Annotated in this window: 17 protein-coding genes; 5 read left to right on the top strand and 12 right to left on the bottom strand. The window is 61.0% G+C overall.

The genetic code is table 11. The features are described from left to right. Nucleotides 1-177: 177 nt before the first annotated feature. The 4 genes from F9Z44_RS21990 to F9Z44_RS21975 form a co-directional block, all read right to left on the bottom strand. The gene (locus F9Z44_RS21990) at nt 178-516 is read right to left on the bottom strand and encodes a hypothetical protein (protein WP_159609046.1); all 339 of its coding nucleotides are present in this window, start codon (nt 514-516) and stop codon (nt 178-180) included. Next, nucleotides 513-1,157 (bottom strand): hypothetical protein, encoded by a 645-nt coding sequence (locus F9Z44_RS21985; RefSeq protein WP_159609045.1) that lies wholly within the window; start codon nt 1,155-1,157, stop codon nt 513-515. The genes F9Z44_RS21990 and F9Z44_RS21985 overlap by 4 nt, the downstream gene beginning before the upstream one ends. Before the next feature lie 288 nt (nt 1,158-1,445). Further along, nucleotides 1,446-1,811 carry a DUF2591 family protein gene (locus tag F9Z44_RS21980; protein WP_159609044.1) on the bottom strand — a complete coding sequence of 122 codons (366 nt, stop codon included), beginning with the start codon at nt 1,809-1,811 and terminating at the stop codon, nt 1,446-1,448. After that, nucleotides 1,808-2,422, bottom strand: a complete 615-nt coding sequence (locus F9Z44_RS21975) for a hypothetical protein (protein ID WP_159609043.1) — start codon at nt 2,420-2,422, stop codon at nt 1,808-1,810. Before F9Z44_RS21975 ends, F9Z44_RS21980 begins: the two co-directional genes overlap by 4 nt. A gap of 310 nt (nt 2,423-2,732) precedes the next feature. Here F9Z44_RS21975 and F9Z44_RS21970 point away from each other — a divergent pair, with 310 nt between their 5' ends. Next, entirely contained in the window at nt 2,733-3,080 is a 348-nt protein-coding gene (locus tag F9Z44_RS21970; RefSeq protein ID WP_159609042.1) for a hypothetical protein, read from the top strand. Between the two features lie 98 nt (nt 3,081-3,178). Here F9Z44_RS21970 and F9Z44_RS21965 read toward each other — a convergent pair whose 3' ends face one another. From F9Z44_RS21965 to F9Z44_RS21935, 7 genes are all read right to left on the bottom strand, one after another. Further along, nucleotides 3,179-3,475 carry a hypothetical protein gene (locus F9Z44_RS21965; protein ID WP_159609041.1) on the bottom strand — a complete coding sequence of 99 codons (297 nt, stop codon included), beginning with the start codon at nt 3,473-3,475 and terminating at the stop codon, nt 3,179-3,181. 169 nt (nt 3,476-3,644) lie between these two features. Then, a complete protein-coding gene (locus tag F9Z44_RS21960; protein WP_159609040.1) occupies nt 3,645-4,154 on the bottom strand; it encodes a hypothetical protein in 510 nt (169 codons plus the stop codon). Next, nucleotides 4,154-4,585: a bactofilin family protein gene (locus F9Z44_RS21955; RefSeq protein ID WP_159609039.1), complete on the bottom strand. Its 432-nt coding sequence runs from the start codon at nt 4,583-4,585 to the stop codon at nt 4,154-4,156. The genes F9Z44_RS21960 and F9Z44_RS21955 overlap by 1 nt, the downstream gene beginning before the upstream one ends. 43 nt (nt 4,586-4,628) lie before the next feature. Further along, nucleotides 4,629-5,294 carry a bactofilin family protein gene (locus F9Z44_RS21950; RefSeq protein ID WP_159609038.1) on the bottom strand — a complete coding sequence of 222 codons (666 nt, stop codon included), beginning with the start codon at nt 5,292-5,294 and terminating at the stop codon, nt 4,629-4,631. Nucleotides 5,295-5,306: 12 nt separating this feature from the next. Beyond that, nucleotides 5,307-6,824 (bottom strand): DUF1173 family protein, encoded by a 1,518-nt coding sequence (locus F9Z44_RS21945; protein ID WP_159609037.1) that lies wholly within the window; start codon nt 6,822-6,824, stop codon nt 5,307-5,309. A gap of 152 nt (nt 6,825-6,976) precedes the next feature. Then, nucleotides 6,977-7,612, bottom strand: coding sequence for a hypothetical protein (locus F9Z44_RS21940; RefSeq protein ID WP_159609036.1), 636 nt, complete (start codon nt 7,610-7,612; stop codon nt 6,977-6,979). A gap of 242 nt (nt 7,613-7,854) precedes the next feature. Next, the gene (locus tag F9Z44_RS21935; protein ID WP_159609035.1) at nt 7,855-9,585 is read right to left on the bottom strand and encodes a phosphoadenosine phosphosulfate reductase domain-containing protein; all 1,731 of its coding nucleotides are present in this window, start codon (nt 9,583-9,585) and stop codon (nt 7,855-7,857) included. Between the two features lie 496 nt (nt 9,586-10,081). Here F9Z44_RS21935 and F9Z44_RS21930 point away from each other — a divergent pair, with 496 nt between their 5' ends. Then, nucleotides 10,082-10,564 (top strand): hypothetical protein, encoded by a 483-nt coding sequence (locus tag F9Z44_RS21930; protein WP_159609034.1) that lies wholly within the window; start codon nt 10,082-10,084, stop codon nt 10,562-10,564. A 276-nt stretch (nt 10,565-10,840) separates the two neighbouring features. On the opposite strand, the gene F9Z44_RS21925 is transcribed toward F9Z44_RS21930, so the two are convergent. Continuing rightward, a complete protein-coding gene (locus tag F9Z44_RS21925; protein WP_159609033.1) occupies nt 10,841-11,230 on the bottom strand; it encodes a hypothetical protein in 390 nt (129 codons plus the stop codon). Between the two features lie 300 nt (nt 11,231-11,530). Between F9Z44_RS21925 and F9Z44_RS21920 the strand changes: the two genes are divergently transcribed. From F9Z44_RS21920 to F9Z44_RS21910, 3 genes are read left to right on the top strand one after another with little or no spacing between them, the layout of a single operon-like run. Next, entirely contained in the window at nt 11,531-13,204 is a 1,674-nt protein-coding gene (locus tag F9Z44_RS21920) for a hypothetical protein (RefSeq protein WP_159609032.1), read from the top strand. 55 nt (nt 13,205-13,259) lie between these two features. Further along, nucleotides 13,260-13,799 carry a thermonuclease family protein gene (locus F9Z44_RS21915; RefSeq protein ID WP_236574424.1) on the top strand — a complete coding sequence of 180 codons (540 nt, stop codon included), beginning with the start codon at nt 13,260-13,262 and terminating at the stop codon, nt 13,797-13,799. A gap of 34 nt (nt 13,800-13,833) precedes the next feature. Next, nucleotides 13,834-14,526, top strand: a complete 693-nt coding sequence (locus F9Z44_RS21910) for a hypothetical protein (protein WP_159609031.1) — start codon at nt 13,834-13,836, stop codon at nt 14,524-14,526. Nucleotides 14,527-14,600 lie beyond the last annotated feature (74 nt).

Below are 14,600 nucleotides of genomic sequence, written 5' to 3'. Positions count from 1 at the left end.
AATCATGGGCGCGCGCGCGGCGGTGTAGCCTCGCCCAACGAGCCGCTTTCCGGTCAAAGCCCCGCTGGTGTGGGTGACTGATTGGCGAGCGCTGCATCGCAGCCAGCGCTAGACGGCCGCACCAAGCAAAAAGCCCACCTCTTTTCAGAGATGGGCTTTCGCGGTTTTGGTTGAGGGTCAGTAGTTGAAGTGGACCGACGTGTGCACGAAGAAATCGCGCGCTCCCATCGGCTTCACATCGACATATCGGGTGGAGCAGCCACAGCAGTCGTGTTCATGACGGCAGTTGGTGCCCCCCATCGCGAACTGCAATGCAGCCATGATGTCTTCGCGGTTGAAGCCCTTGGGCACTCGTGCTCGCTGGGTGTGGGTGCGTCCAACGTCATGGCCGTTGCCCTTGCTTGTGATGCGCGGAGCAGTCAACTTCGCGCTGGTCAGGAAGCTGCTTTCATCCAATCCCACCCAGCCTCCGTCAAAGTGGTGAGTGACTCGCTTGTGCAACAGGATCTTGATCATGACTTATCGCCTTCCTTTGCCTTGCCCTGGGTACCGTTGAAGAACGCCACGACGCTCTTGGCGTGGGCCACGTGCTTCGCTGCGTGCTCGATGAGCGCGTTGCGGACGTCGACCACACACACCGGATTGGCGTAGATCGCGGCGGTTCCGACGTCTTCCACGATGCCAACTTCTTTCTCGATGGCCTGCTCGAACGTTCTGATGGCAGCCAAGACGGCGTCGTCAAAGGCGTTGTTGAAGTCGGCGAGCGCCTGCAGGTTGTCTTCAGTGAGGCCGTAGGCCTCTGGCGAGACTTCGAAGCGGCTGCACTGGCTCATCGATGGATCGGCGATGGCCGTGCCTTCGAATTCGAAGCCAAGGATGTAGCGCGATGTCTGGGGGTGCTCGGCCGATGTGAGTTCGTGGGGGAACTCCATGATGGGGGGCACCTTGAGTTTGACCACACGTGTTGCGGGGAGGACAACCGTTTCGAGAGTCGGATTGAGAGTGAATCCGATCGTGACGAAGTCGCTCTGCTCAAAGGACACTTTGCGAACGGTTGCTTCGGTTTGATCGCCTGGGCCTAGAACGGGGTCGTCGAGGATGACCACGTCGCCAGGCACGAGAAACTGTGCAAGCTTGGTGAATGGTGGGAGGTACATGGGTTTTTCAGTAGAAAAGCCCCGAGAGACACGCCTTCCCCGGATGGGATGGCAGGCATCCCGAGGCGGGGGTGGTTGATGTTCGGCAGGAAGCCGAAGAACTGGCAAAGCCAATGTCGACGGGAAGATAGCCCGTGCGTGCACCCATGGCAAGTCGATCCGGCCAGTGCACCCTGTTTTGTGCCCATGCCAAAGAGAAAGGCCACCCGGTAGAGGGGTGGCCTTGGAGAGTGCGGGTATCGGGTTGACTTCAGGTTGCTTCAACCTGACTCAGCACCGAAAGCTGAGTCATTGCGTGACGAGGTCACACGGAACCTCCACGGTCTGGCCCTGCTTAAAAATCACAAAGCAGCGCATCCCTGCAATGAGTAAATCAGGCCCGTCTGCCGTGATCTTTGCCGCCATGTTGCTGGTGTAGTTTTGGAAGGTGAACGTGGGCTGCAAGCTTGCCCTGCATACCGAGTCAGTGCCGCCGTCTGTGCGGCGCTTGTTGAAGTAGTTGATCTCGATCTTCTCTCGCTGGAGGACCAGCCCGCCTAGGTGCAGGTCGGAAGAGTAGTTGCGGGGCGGGTTGATGTGGTCTCCCCCAAGGGCTTCTTCGACCAGCCAGTCAAGTTCTACGCCCGTGGCGTCAGCGCTGTTGATGGTTTTCATGAGGACGATTCGGTTTGCACCGAGTTCTTCGTGAAGCCCACCTCGAGGACCGCGTACTCGATGAGCGCATTGCGCACCTGGTGCACGCGGGCGTCGTGCGAGAAAATCTGACCTGCGAAGCCGCCATCGGTGCAACCTACGTGGTTCTGAATGCCCAGCGCGAAGGCGTTGATTGCATCTTCCACGGCATCGTCAATGGCCTTGTTGAAGTCGACCAAAGCCTTGTGGTTTTCAGGGGTCAGGCCGTAGATATCCAACGGGTGCGAAAACGTGTTGCCTTCGCTGACCAGGTTGTCGCGGACGATGGAGTCACGGAAGGCAAAGCCCACCTCCAATCGTTCGTCCGCATCGTTCTCGGTGAGAAGCAACCTGTGCGGAAACTCAAGAATGGCTGGCACCTTGAGTTTCAGCACGTCGTTTGCGCCGAGCAGGACCGGCTCCATGTCAACGAGTCGAATGGAGATGAGCCCGTCGATCACACGGCCGGCGATCTCGACTGGCGAATGTGTGCGCTCTTCGGTTGCCGAGGCTTGAAGGTCCGGGTGACTGGCCAGCTGTACCTGGTCGCCTGGAATGAGCTGGTACGCCAGCTTGGTGATGAATGTCGTCATGGATTCTCAGTTGAGATGCCACAGGACGCACGCACTCCCGTACTGGGATGGCAGGCATCCCGGGGCGGGTGGATGAAGTTCGGCGAGAAGCCGAAGAACTGGCAAGAGCCAAGGTCAAGGCGAAGATAGCCTGGAGCGGCCTTGTGGGCAACCCAATCTGGCCAGCTGGGAGGCCCCTTCTTGAGCACCGATCCCCAGAGGCACAAGGACTCATCCACGATGCGAGCTACACCTTGAATAGTGATCAGGCCCACGTACCATGACAACACACGAGGGCGCCAATGGCCCTCTTTGACACAGGAAAACGAACATGTTGATCAATGACGGAACCCTCACCATGAGCCCCCACGAGTGGGAGGCTTTCCAGCGAATGACCTTCGCGCCCTGGCGCCCCCGTACCCAGCGCGAGTTCGATGCGATGGCGGAGTTGGGTGCCGCCCGCCACGTGGCTGAGAACACCGGTGGCATGGGCTTTGTGCATGCGATGGCCTGTGAAGACATGCGCTTCGGGCCCAACGGCGAGATGAACTTTCCGCCCGACCAACGTCGACTTGCCTACTGCGCAGTACATGGCACGTGGCCCACGGATGAAGAACTCAAGGAATTCGAAGGGTTGCCGGCAACTGGTGATGGCAAGCCGGGGCTGCGGCTGGTTTGATTCGAGGAGGGTTACTGTCCCGCGTGGCGCGGGCGGGGCCACAAAAGCAAAAAGGCCGCCTACACACAATGTGTAGAGCGGCCTTTCGGGGTCAGTTCTCAGTGCAGAACCTTCTTGCTGAACAGAGCAGCGGTTTGACGGCTGGTTCCGTACAAGAAGATTTCGAGCTTTTCGCGAACCCAACCCGGGAGGGATGGGGCATCGAGAGCCTGAACCAAGACCATGCGGTGGCCCTTGTCCATCACCGCGTCGAAGAGGGCTTGCACAGCAACGTCACCACCTGAGGAGATGGCGATGCTGAGTGCGCGTCCGGGCTTCTCTGCGAGCGACTTCACGACGTAGTCGATGTGGTCAAGAGTGGAGGCGTAGGTCTGGTCGTAAGCGGCGTTCAACATGTCAATCTCCGTTAAAGGATTGAACGAGAGCCACATACGTCCCGAAGGGAACGCGTGGTTCCCATTCGGGTTGGTGAAGTTCGGCAGAGGCCGACGAAATCAGAACAAGTCTGAAAGCAACTTCATTGCACCAGAACACGGCTGAGTCGTCAACGGTCTTGAGCAGACTTCAGCGCATGTTGTGTGCCAACAGCAGTGTTTCCCTATTGAGCCGCGTGCAACGGCTTCCAGATTCATACAGGTCATGTCTTAGGAGAACGTTCGCCCAGTCCTGAAGCTGCACCTTTTCAAGCCGTGCTTGGGGGTGCGCCAGGTAGGCTACCCGCAGAAGGATGGGTTGGTCCTGGTGGTGGTAGGCCATGACCATCCAGTGCCCGCGCAGTGCCCCACTCGCAGTGTAGACATCGGCATAGACCTGCGATGCCGAGATCTGCCTTGCCGCCAAGCTGAACAGTTCCATGTCCGGATGCATCGTCTCGGTGATGCGCGCCGGCCATTCGCCCGGTGCTGGCATCAGCACGTCGCACCGGTTTTCAACGTGGTGAGCCGAGGCCTTCATCAGCATCATCTCGCCGTCCATTGAAGCGTGACACGCACCACTTTGCGTGTCGAACACATAGATCATCGCGCCCGTGGTCAGCCCGGTCGCGAGGGGAACTGTGAGTTCGTTGTGCCCCATCAGTTCGCGTCGCCCTCGGGACCATTGATGCTGCCGTTGATGCGCGCGCCGTTGTGCACGTCGAAATGTTCGTCGTAGCGGATGTCGCCCTTGATGCGCGCGCCGGCGCCGATCTCCAGCGACTTGCGCGCATGGACGTTGCCCTTGACCGTGCCCTGGATGTAGATCACGTCTGCCTGCAGCGCTTCGACCTCGATCACTGCGCCCTCACCCACGTGGATGGCTCCTTTTTCGTTGAGCACGACCTTGCCCTTGAAGGTGCCCTCAAAGCGCAGCGCCAGATCGGTGTCGGCCGTCATGGCGCCGTCAAGCTTCGCACCCTTGGGTACCACGGTTGTGGCATCGGCAAAGGAGGCGGGTTTGATCATGCGCATGGCGGCGCCCACGGTTGCAGGGGCGGTGGCGGTGGCGATGCTGACGGTGTTGTTCATGGTGTGCTTTCGTGATGAGTGAGTGTGTGAATGGGGCGCGCGCTCAGGCGACTTTCTTCATCGTCGCTTCGACTTCAGCGCCTTCGGCCATGGACATGCGCGCGTACTTGATCGAACCGGTACAAGTTGCCGCTTCGCCAAAGGCCACCGTGCCGCCGCTGGCGTCAAGTTCACCCTTGACGCTGCCCTGCACCACCACGTTCCTGGCGCGGATGGTGCCGTCAATGGCGCCGGATTCGCTGATCACCAGTTGCGACTGCTCTTTCAAGATGACCGAACCTTTGATGGATCCATTCACGCTGATGTCGCAGGGAAACTCGGCGGTTCCCTCGAAGCTCAGTCCGTGAGGGAACGAGCAGATGGTGCGAGCAGCTGCGTCCGGTGCCGTTTTCACCATTGCGCCGGAAAAGGTGGTGTCGCCCTGGGTGGCCACCGGCGACGCGGCGAGGCCAGACACTGCACCGGCGTGCAGCGACAGCGTGCGCGGTGCGTCGGCGGGTACTGCGGCCGGGGCGGCGGTGAAAACTGGGCTCTGCGGTGCTGGCTCGCCGCGTGCGGCATCGGTGGTCTGTGCACTGCCGACGCTGTCAGCTTCCGCCGAAGCGATGGGGGCCATGTTGCGGAGCCAGGTGGCCGATGGAGGGTTCACAAAATTGGAGCGCTCCTCAGTGGCAAGGACCGCGCTGGCGTTGGTATCGAAGTTGGACATGGGAACTCTCCTTTAGGTTGAAAAACGTGGGCTGGGCCCGTACTGGAAATCGGCATCGGGGGACAAGGCGATGGTCGCCAAGGCCCTTTGAATCTCTGCTGGGGTCATCTCATCGCGCGGGGGCAACATCGGTACCGTTCGGTTGGAGAACGGCCCACTGGGCACCCAGGTCCAGGTTGGCAAGCCCTGCTTCCCCATCTCCTGCGCCAACCGGTGCCGCGATTGCAGGTATTCGGAGGAACTTCCCCGGTCGAGCATGTCGATGGCGGCGCGCGCCATGGGCTTGCCGTCCGGGCCGATCACATGGCGCACAAGCCAGTCAGGGCTGGTGCGGCGCATGGGCTGCACATCGCTTTGAAGGCGCTGGAAGGAGTAGCCCCGGTCGATGAGGGCGTCCACGAGCATCACGGCGTTGCGGCTGTTGGCCGGAATAAAGGTGCGCGGATGCACGTTCATGAGCCAGGCGGCGCGTGCGAATACACCGCCGCGGCTGTTGGCTTCGGCCAGGAAGAAGCCGATTACCTCCGGGTTGCGTGGATCGTCTGCGCGTGCATCCCCTTGGCGTGCGGCACGGATGTCGGCCAGATTGGTGCTCACCTGACGCAATGCGGTCTTGCAATCCTTCTGGATGAAGTCGAGGCTCGCATCGGACAGGCCTACGGGATGGCGCAGATGGCGCAGGTGCATGACCGCAGGAGAGCCGTTGCCCGGGTTCGCAAAACTGCGCACCGGGGCAATCAGCAGGTACAGGGGGGTGCCGCGCGTGCGATTGCCGAGGCGTCGGACGAACTCTTCCCACTCGTTGTTGAGCTTTTCTTTGGCGCCCTCGCGGAACGGGCGTGGCACGAACAGCATTTCGTCCAGAGGCTGGCCGTTGAGGTCGAGGGTGCCGGCAACGCGCTGCAGCTCGTAGCGTGCTCGGCCCCAGTCACGGGTCCAGCTGGTGTGCCAGCGGCACAGCGCAGCCTCTTCCCACAGACCCATGGCCAGCGCGCGCAGGTTCAGCGGGCGTTGGACTGGCGCCCCGGGGGAACGAGGCTCGGTGTCGCGCTGCCCCGGGACGGCCAGCATGATCTGCCGGCGAGGCGGTTTGACATGCTCAGCTGGCGCTGCAGGCGCTGAAGCGGCACCGGTTGAGGCCTGGGTCGCCTTCTGAGTGTTGGAGGCCACAACGCGCGGGTGGGCGGGCGTCGGCTGAACGGCTGGGCGCGCAGGGTCTTGGCGCTCAGCGGGCAGGATGTTGGGGTTGACCCACAGGTCATCGCGGAAGAATGCGCACTCGGTGTCGTGGTGTGGCCCTTCGTTGGGCCAGACGGCGAGGTGGAACTTACCCATGCGCAGGCGCAGCTGCAGCTTGAGGGGTTGGCGGCGGCAAAGGCAGAGCGCATGCCCGAACTTCTCGCGGGCAATCTCCATGGCCGCTTGAAACGGCTCCGCCAGCGATGGCTTTGACAAATCCAGGTAGTCAAATACCTGTCCACCGACCATGAGTCGGTTGGCGCTGCGCGGAGGTTTCTCTGTGTGTGTCATAGGTTGTGGCACCGGCCACGGCGGTCTGTTCATCAGAGCCCTCAGTGTGCAAGCGCAGGTCGCACAAGAGATGGGTGCCAACGAACGTGTTTGGGGTCAAAGCCTCGAACCCGCCCGTGAAAATGTCACGTTTGACCCCCGAAATGACGGCCTCAGCGGCGCGGCAACGCCAGATCGAAGACCGAAGTGATCGGTGAGGACCGGGTGTGCTGCTGGCGAATCTGCTCGCGCGCGGCCTCCGGATCTGCACCTTCGAGGTTTTCCACCCAGCACGGGTCGTTGCCCTTGCCTTCATCCTCTTCCTCGGTGAACAGGTCATGCACGGCGCGCACGTTGTTGCCCTTGACCATCTTGGAGCGCGCACCCCAAGCGCGGCGCATCCAGACCATGCCCGTCCAGTTCAGGCTGATCATGGAGGTTCGACCGATCAGGTCTTCGCCGTCATCCACGGTGCCGCCGTCTTCATCGGGAAAGTTCACGATGCTGATCAAGCACAGACGTTCCATGGAGCGCAGGATGCGGCGCAGCGACTTCTTGCGCAGCGTGACGCTTTCAGGCCCGTGGATGCGATCCGAGACCTCCACGAACGGCATCACGCCTTGGGCCAGGTAGATCCACGACAGGATGGTGGTGCGCTCGTACTTTTCAATGATCGTGGGCACCTGTTCCACCAGTGCGTGAAGCGCCGGGTCCAACGGTTGCCAATACGGGTGCTCCATGAGCTCCTGTAGGCTCAGTTCTGGACCGGTGGCCCTGTCTTCATCACCACCCACGCAAGCTGCATTCATCTGTCGTTCCTCGGTCTGAGCGCGCATTGAATGCGCAGGCAGCGCCCACGGCACTGCTTCCAAGGTGAATTGTTCGACTGGTGTTCCCGCGCGGCCCCCGGACAACTGGGTGGTTTGGGTGCGTTGTCGCCCCCAAATCGGGCCAAACTGCAAAAAGTTGCTTTTTTTCGCAGTCGGCGCCCAAAAAAGAAACCCCGCCTTGTGACGGGCGGGGCTTCGGGGTGGTGGTTTTCGCGGACCTATCAGGCCGCCAGCAACTCCAGCTGTTCTTCGTTGAGCGACACGCAACGTGCACGCAGTTCCTCCACGCTTCGCTGGCCGTGCAGGTTGTTGGCCTGGCGCCAGCGCGTACGGCGCAGGATGCCGTCGGCCTGTGCCGAGCGGCCCTTGGCGATGGCCAGCGTGCCGTAGCCCAGATAGGTCATGTACCCAGCGGCCCAGTCGGGGTGATCCATGCGGCAATGCTGCTGCACCATCTCTCTCCCGAAGAACTCCACGAAGTCCATGGCCCCTTCCGGATCCACTTCGATGCCGTCATCGCGTTCATCGTCGATCACCATGTTGCCGTTGGATAGAACCCTCAGGTCCAGGCCGCATGCCTCACCGTGAAACTCCCGCGAGGTGTCGCGCAGGCCCGACAAGCTGTTGGGCCCCTCGATGTGCTCCCACTGGCGCCCCACGTAGATCTTGCCAATGCTCGGCGTTGGCGTCTTCGGGTGTCGCTCCACGACAGGCGCGCGCTTGAGGTTCCCATCCATCACGTCGAAGTAGATCTTCAGGCACGCAAAAGGGGGTAACAGCCCGTACATGCTCCACCTGGCATCAATCCCGACAAGCGTTGCGTAGTCGATGATCGACACACCGGACTCGACTTGCGCTGTCAGCGTGTACGCCAACAGGTCAGCGAGCATGTTCGGTGAGTAGGTGTCCGCGCCAATGGTGATGAAGCCCTCTGCGTCGATGGTTCTGGTCACGAACTGGCGCTTGCTCCAGTCGTACTGTGTGTTGCTGATGTAGTTCCTGAGCGCTGCCAGAGGCTTCATGTGCCCGTAGCGTTGCTCATCAGAAGCGATCAGCGTGTCCATGGACCGGTCATTCTGCGTTTTGACGCATGCCCAGCAACCAAAGCGAGCACCGCATGCTGTCTTGTTGTTTGCAGTGCGCATGTCTGCCACCACGACACACGAGCTACCGCCCGCGCCGGCATACACCCTCATGACGTCGGAGAAGTCCGAAAAGCTGTCCTCGACACCTGCGTTGCAATAGCCTATGTGGAGCCACACGTCATCGACAGTCCAGTCCAGTATGGGTGAGGCGCGCAGCTGGCCATCCTCGTTTTCCCACAAGCCTTCAGCTACCTCGCCGCGCTTCTTGATGCGCATGTCTCGGATGATCGACTCATCTTCACGCACACCAGTCATCACCACAACATCAGCGATGTCCTCGGTCTTGCGCAATTGCTTGTATGCCGCAGTCAGCAGGCGGGTGTTGACCGCCACCTTCCAGTCCACAGAGCAGGAGGCCTGCCCGTCGGGGAAGCTGGGGATGCCCCTGCCGCCGATCACCTTCACGGCCCACGAAGCCGAGAGCGTTGGTTTGCCCACGTTGATGGTCAGCTTCAGGCCGTGCTTTTCTGCATAGGCCTTCATCTTCACCATCTCACTACGAGCCAGTTCTGTGATTTCTGGATTTTCCACACCTGTGTTGCTGTGGACGATCGTCAGAGGCATCACTATCTCACCGCGCTCCTTCATCTCACGGGCGGTGGTGAGCACCAGTGCCACCAAAATCGAAGAATCTTTCCCCCCGCTGTACGCGAGGACGGGGGCCAGCTTCTTGAGCATGATGGTCCTGATTCTGCGCATTGCGCGTGCCACAGGGCTTTCTTTGTTTTGAGGAATCTCGATGCCCAGGGAGCGGCTTTGCACGCCCTGGACCTCGGATGAAGCCTCGCTGAATAACTCGTTCTGCATGTGAATGCTCCATGCGAGCGAGCACCCAACCGCCATGAGGCAGCTGAGTCCTCGCGGGGTTGGGAAATGGTTCGGGCTGGCCGAAACAGTGAGTTGAATGCGATCCGCTGCGCGTGCACAGGGATGCGAAATCGTCGGAGACGGTTACAGGTCTGAGTGTCGAGTCGCCGTGCTGGGCGCGCAACCCGATCCGGCCACCCATAGTGCACAAGGCGCTTCAGCTGGAGTTTTTCGGCGGCATAGTTCTTGAAGAAGCCGAGCAAGCGGCTGGGGACGCGCCTGTTGGCGTTGTGCATCACCACAGGTCTCGCTAGTATTGCTCGTACTTTGAAGGAGGAGGAGGAGCGATATGGCAGCTGCGGACGTGTACCTTGGGTACAGCAATCGAATTCGGTCGCATCTCGATGTGGGATCTCAAGCCAAATCTCGAGGGAACTCGAGCGCCTATGAGTTGGCGCTTCACGATGCTTCTCGTGACGCAATAGAAGCTTTGAGCATGCTGGTCGAAGACACCACCTTCTGGGGCGGGGTGACTTCTTTCGCAGGGGCTCGTTCTAATTCGGACGTAGCCCGAACCATCACGTTGTATCTGCCCAGTTTGCTGCGCCAGTTGGGGATGAAGTTTCCACCTCCTCCCTCACCGGAGGATTTGGCGGATGAGCTTCGAAAGCACCTGAAGTCGGTGGCCAAGGGCAACACGCCATCCGTGCAAGTAGCCCGTGAGCGCTTGGTTGAACTGCGGGGGCGAATTCGTGGCTTGAGTGATAGCCGCGAGGTAGTCGCCCCGGCGCAGAGGCAGGGTCTGTGGGATCTGCTGAATCGTGCAGCCATCATCACGACGCTGGCCACAGCAGCAGCCGCTTTGAACTCAAGCTCTCCCCCCCGCATGGGCATGGCTCCATTGTTGTCCCCCTTGAGCAAGGAGGCAGCGTTTCCATTTGCACGGTGTTTCCAAACTTTGCAAGGTTTCCACCCCTAAAGGAGATGCAAGAAGGCATCTCCTCTGAAGTCCTGTGGTTCTCCGTGTAGTCACATCTTGGCCAGGGGGTGCCCCTCGAGAGGCCACCATGCCTAGTGAGGCCGAAGGCCGACGGTTGCCTTTCAATGCCAAGCTCTCCACCGATCCGATCCTGCGGCCCCCGTCCACCACCACGCCCGTCGCGGGGTTCCTGTGCTCGACACTCGTCCTGGAACTCAAACGGAAAAACGCCCCTGAACCGTGAAGGTCCAGAGGCGCAGGGGTGGTGGGCTTGCTTTATGCCGCGGCGCACGCGGGTTCGATGGATTGGCTAGGTCCGGACGCGTAGGCGAACGCCGGCACCATGACCCCCAACTCTTCGAATTTGGTGAAGAAGATGCCGTGGCCCGAGTAGGTGCTGGTCACGCCATACACGATGACCCGTTTGGTGGACAGGCCTGCAGCGGACGCTTCCTGCAATGCAAGCTTGTAGCCGTCTCGTGCGAAGTTGCCTTCCACGATGTAGATGCCCTGGTTGAACTTGTTGGAGGCCTCGAGCAGCTTGTAGCCGGGCTGGTCTTTGAGATGGCTCCGGTCGTAGACCGTGTTCAGCAGCCACTCCCGCAGCTCATGTGTCGCACCCTTGGTGGGCGGCATGACGAACTTGGGTTTCTTGATGATTTCCATTGGCGAATGCTCCGTTTAAAGCGAGTCGCCACACCCCGAGGGCATTGCGTCCTCGCGGGTTGGTTTGATTGGGCGATTGCCCGTTGAAGGCTGTCCGACCAGGTGGTGCGGTAGCGGAATCGTCAAAGACGGTTTCGGTGGCGAGTGTCGATGCGAGGGCGCAGGACTGCAAGTCGATCAGGCCTGTTTTGGCGGAGCGGCGGGTGATTCTTTCTCTCCGAACCAGAACTGGCCGGATTGAGTTGCGGCATCCGCTGCGGGGATTTTCAATCCACCCATCCCCAATCCAAGCGAGTCGCCATGACCCATCTTTTGAGCTCCACCCCCGCCCTGCACTCGCACAGCGCGGCCCCGTCTGCAACGTCAACGGCGCAGCCGCACGGTGGACACGACGCGCCTGAGGTCAACACGAACAAGTCCTATGCGTTCGATCTGTACGCCTTCTACCTGGCCAATGGGCACTACGCTCCAAGCATCACTTACGGAGGCGCAGGCCTCACGCGGTGGGCGCGCCTCATGCGTGCCAGCAACGGCACCAGCGGATTGAAGAACGAAGGCAGCAAGACCGCCGTCCACGCGGACATGCTGCTGCGCGCACTGATCCCGAACTTCACGTGGGAGGGCACTCAGAAGGCGAAACTCAATCTGTCCCGTGGGCTGTCGCACAACGGGTTGTCGAAGGCGGAGGCGGTCTCCATCCCCGGCGAGCGCGCGCAGGAGGTGATGCTTCGAGCCAAGCACAGCCGCGATCTGCCACTCGACCTGCAGCGCGTTGCGTTTGTTGGTGATCCCGGGTCTGTGTACCTCGATTTCTTTCAGCGTGCCGCCTTCTTTCAGCAAGCAGTACGCGTACACGTCTTCTCCAAGCATCACCCCGCCGCTGGAAAGACGTGGTTCCTGCGGCAGGTGAACCGGTTCGATGGATCCTTCAGCACGCTGGCGAAGATCGACCGCAGTCGCATCAACGAACCCCTGGCCAAGAACTCGGTGCGTCTCGAACTCGGGTTTGATCCCGACTGTGCGCGCGTCGGCTTTGATCCCAAGGCGGCCGGCACTCTTACCAACGGCATTCATCTCCACCTTGAGGGGCTCAGCGCAGGCTTCAGTGACGACTTCTCCCGGTATGAGCTCACCCTGGCCGGACCCGGTGCCGAGCGCGTGGTGCTCGACTACGACGTGTGCCTTGCTGACCAGTTGTTCATTGGTGCTAGCCCACGAGCAGGAAAGCAACGTTTTCTCGACGCTTCAGCCGAACTGGCGTTGCCGATCGACTGGTCTGCATGGTGCAACGTCGAGTCCTTTCCCGGCAAGCCCGGCTCATTGCACACCACGGCCAACGCCACCTTCAACGACAACATGGCGCAGTTGAACGCGGAACTGGATGCCCGCAGGGACGCGGGCAACAGTGATGTTCACATCGCATGGGGCCGGACCATGACGCTTTTCAAGTTTGTGGAACACATGCGCGTGAAGGCACTTGTCCATGCGCTTCCCCCGTCGCACGTCGAGCGCCTGTGCCAGCTTGACTTCACGTGGGGCCGCGACCGCATGCGCCCCTGTGACATCGTGAACATGCCTCCGCACGGCGACTTCGTGCCCTCTCCCCGTGGTGAGGCTGCCGACGAGCCCTTCAGTCTTGCTGACTCGCGCGCCTGGAACATCCTTGGGCGCGCGGTGGCAATGTCCAACCTGCGTCTGCGCCCCAAGCTCTCACGAGTGGGTGATGCTTCAGTTGGCGGGCACTTTCGTACCGCAACTGCGATCAGTGACGACACATTGGAAGTCTCGTTCTGGCAGGCGGACACGAACAAGCCCAAAGGGTCCGGCGTGCAGCGTCACACCACAATCACCCTGGATGTGCGTGAACAAGAACCCGGCCCGTTCGACCCATGGGCTTTCCCAATGGTGATGCGCGACCGTGATGGCAACCTTTTTCGCTTGCATGGCGTGGCGCGCGCCCTTGACAACGAGTGAAGCTATGCAACTATGAATCGAGGCCCTTTTCTACTATCCAACCACCCATATCTGCATGAGCAAACTTGTAATCCTCTTCACCCTGCGCATGCTCGGAATGCCACGCTGGATCGCGCAGATCGTCATGGTGCTCATCCTAGCGGGAGGTCTGAACCACGCATGGTCGGCGCAGATTGAAGGTCGCGTGGTGGGTGTCTCCGACGGGGACACCATCACCGTTCTTGATGCCAACAAGCGGACCACCAAGGTGCGCCTCAGGGGCATCGACGCTCCCGAGTCCAAACAGGCCTTTGGGCAAGTGTCCAAGCGCTCGCTGAGTGAACTGGTCTACGGCAAGATGGTTCAGGTGCGTTATGACGCCGAGGACCGCTATGGGCGCGTGCTGGGGGTGGTGTTGTCGGGTGGTAGCGACGTGAACCTCATCCAGGTAAACCGTGGCATGGCTTGGCACTACAAGCACTACCAGCGCGACCAGAGCGCCGCTGAGCGCCGCGACTATGCCCGCGCTGAGGATGACGCCCGCGCAGCCAGCAGGGGCCTTTGGGGCGACCAGAGCCCTGTTGCCCCATGGGACTTCCGCCGCTCCAGCCATTGATGCGCCCTGCCCCCATCCGTTGAGGCACAGCACCATGCGCATCCTTCAGAAGAATCTTCACAGCATGTTCGGGCGCGCTGAGATGCGCGACAACCAGCGCACCGTGGTCTACCGCTGGGAAGCGACATGCAGCCGCCGCCTTGTCCGCCTTGCCGAGGACAGTGGCGAAGCACTGAGCACCACGCACTGCCACTATTCGTCTGAGTTCGAGACCCTGCAGGAGTGCGCGGACTTCCTCAAACCCGTCTGGACCAGCGAGCGTGGGAGATATGGCCATGCCAGAACACCACCTCCAGCTGTGATCCGCCCCCACCGTGGGCAGCGCCGGGCACTTGCTAAGCACTCCCATGAGCTGAGCTTGCCCAAGTGGTCCCGCAACCGCTGGGTCATCCTGCACGAGGCTGCTCACCGACTCAATGTGGGGTACGAGGCCCATGGCCCCCGTTTCGTTGGCATCCTGATCGGACTGTTGAGCCGGCATGCGGGCTACGACGCAAACGAACTCATGGCCCGGGCCGATGAGATGGGCGTGAAGTACCACGTGCGCTCCATCGGCACGGTTCCAGTGCCCTCCCTCTCCCAGAGGCTGCAGCGCCTGCTGCCCATCTCCGAAATGGACGCCGCCTTCGAGCTGGAAGTGTCCTGGCGGCAAGTCCGAGGCGCGGCTCTACCGCTCATCCGCAAGGGCTGCGCGCGGTGGAAAAAACACACGCTTGTGCCCGCCTGATGCTTCTACACGTGGTTTCCGGGCCAATACCCCATCCCCCATGGCCAAACACCGACCCAGAATGACGTCACGAA

The organism is Hydrogenophaga sp. PBL-H3 (assembly GCF_010104355.1).
In the GTDB taxonomy this organism is placed as follows: Bacteria; Pseudomonadota; Gammaproteobacteria; order Burkholderiales; family Burkholderiaceae_C; genus Hydrogenophaga.
This window is presented reverse-complemented; position numbering and strand designations above follow the sequence as displayed.

What these genes read in the sequence shown, in the direction of transcription:
- F9Z44_RS21930 (WP_159609034.1), top strand. Translation starts at nt 10,082, where the DNA reads ATGCTGGTCGAAGACACCACCTTCTGGGGCGGGGTGACTTCTTTCGCA.
- F9Z44_RS21920 (WP_159609032.1), top strand. Translation starts at nt 11,531, where the DNA reads ATGACCCATCTTTTGAGCTCCACCCCCGCCCTGCACTCGCACAGCGCG.
- F9Z44_RS21945 (WP_159609037.1), bottom strand. Translation starts at nt 6,824, where the DNA reads ATGACACACACAGAGAAACCTCCGCGCAGCGCCAACCGACTCATGGTC.
- F9Z44_RS21955 (WP_159609039.1), bottom strand. Translation starts at nt 4,585, where the DNA reads ATGAACAACACCGTCAGCATCGCCACCGCCACCGCCCCTGCAACCGTG.
- F9Z44_RS21935 (WP_159609035.1), bottom strand. Translation starts at nt 9,585, where the DNA reads ATGCAGAACGAGTTATTCAGCGAGGCTTCATCCGAGGTCCAGGGCGTG.
- F9Z44_RS21985 (WP_159609045.1), bottom strand. Translation starts at nt 1,157, where the DNA reads ATGTACCTCCCACCATTCACCAAGCTTGCACAGTTTCTCGTGCCTGGC.
- F9Z44_RS21980 (WP_159609044.1), bottom strand. Translation starts at nt 1,811, where the DNA reads ATGAAAACCATCAACAGCGCTGACGCCACGGGCGTAGAACTTGACTGG.
- F9Z44_RS21975 (WP_159609043.1), bottom strand. Translation starts at nt 2,422, where the DNA reads ATGACGACATTCATCACCAAGCTGGCGTACCAGCTCATTCCAGGCGAC.
- F9Z44_RS21970 (WP_159609042.1), top strand. Translation starts at nt 2,733, where the DNA reads ATGTTGATCAATGACGGAACCCTCACCATGAGCCCCCACGAGTGGGAG.
- F9Z44_RS21990 (WP_159609046.1), bottom strand. Translation starts at nt 516, where the DNA reads ATGATCAAGATCCTGTTGCACAAGCGAGTCACTCACCACTTTGACGGA.
- F9Z44_RS21925 (WP_159609033.1), bottom strand. Translation starts at nt 11,230, where the DNA reads ATGGAAATCATCAAGAAACCCAAGTTCGTCATGCCGCCCACCAAGGGT.
- F9Z44_RS21960 (WP_159609040.1), bottom strand. Translation starts at nt 4,154, where the DNA reads ATGGGGCACAACGAACTCACAGTTCCCCTCGCGACCGGGCTGACCACG.
- F9Z44_RS21940 (WP_159609036.1), bottom strand. Translation starts at nt 7,612, where the DNA reads ATGAATGCAGCTTGCGTGGGTGGTGATGAAGACAGGGCCACCGGTCCA.
- F9Z44_RS21965 (WP_159609041.1), bottom strand. Translation starts at nt 3,475, where the DNA reads ATGTTGAACGCCGCTTACGACCAGACCTACGCCTCCACTCTTGACCAC.
- F9Z44_RS21915 (WP_236574424.1), top strand. Translation starts at nt 13,260, where the DNA reads ATGAGCAAACTTGTAATCCTCTTCACCCTGCGCATGCTCGGAATGCCA.
- F9Z44_RS21910 (WP_159609031.1), top strand. Translation starts at nt 13,834, where the DNA reads ATGCGCATCCTTCAGAAGAATCTTCACAGCATGTTCGGGCGCGCTGAG.
- F9Z44_RS21950 (WP_159609038.1), bottom strand. Translation starts at nt 5,294, where the DNA reads ATGTCCAACTTCGATACCAACGCCAGCGCGGTCCTTGCCACTGAGGAG.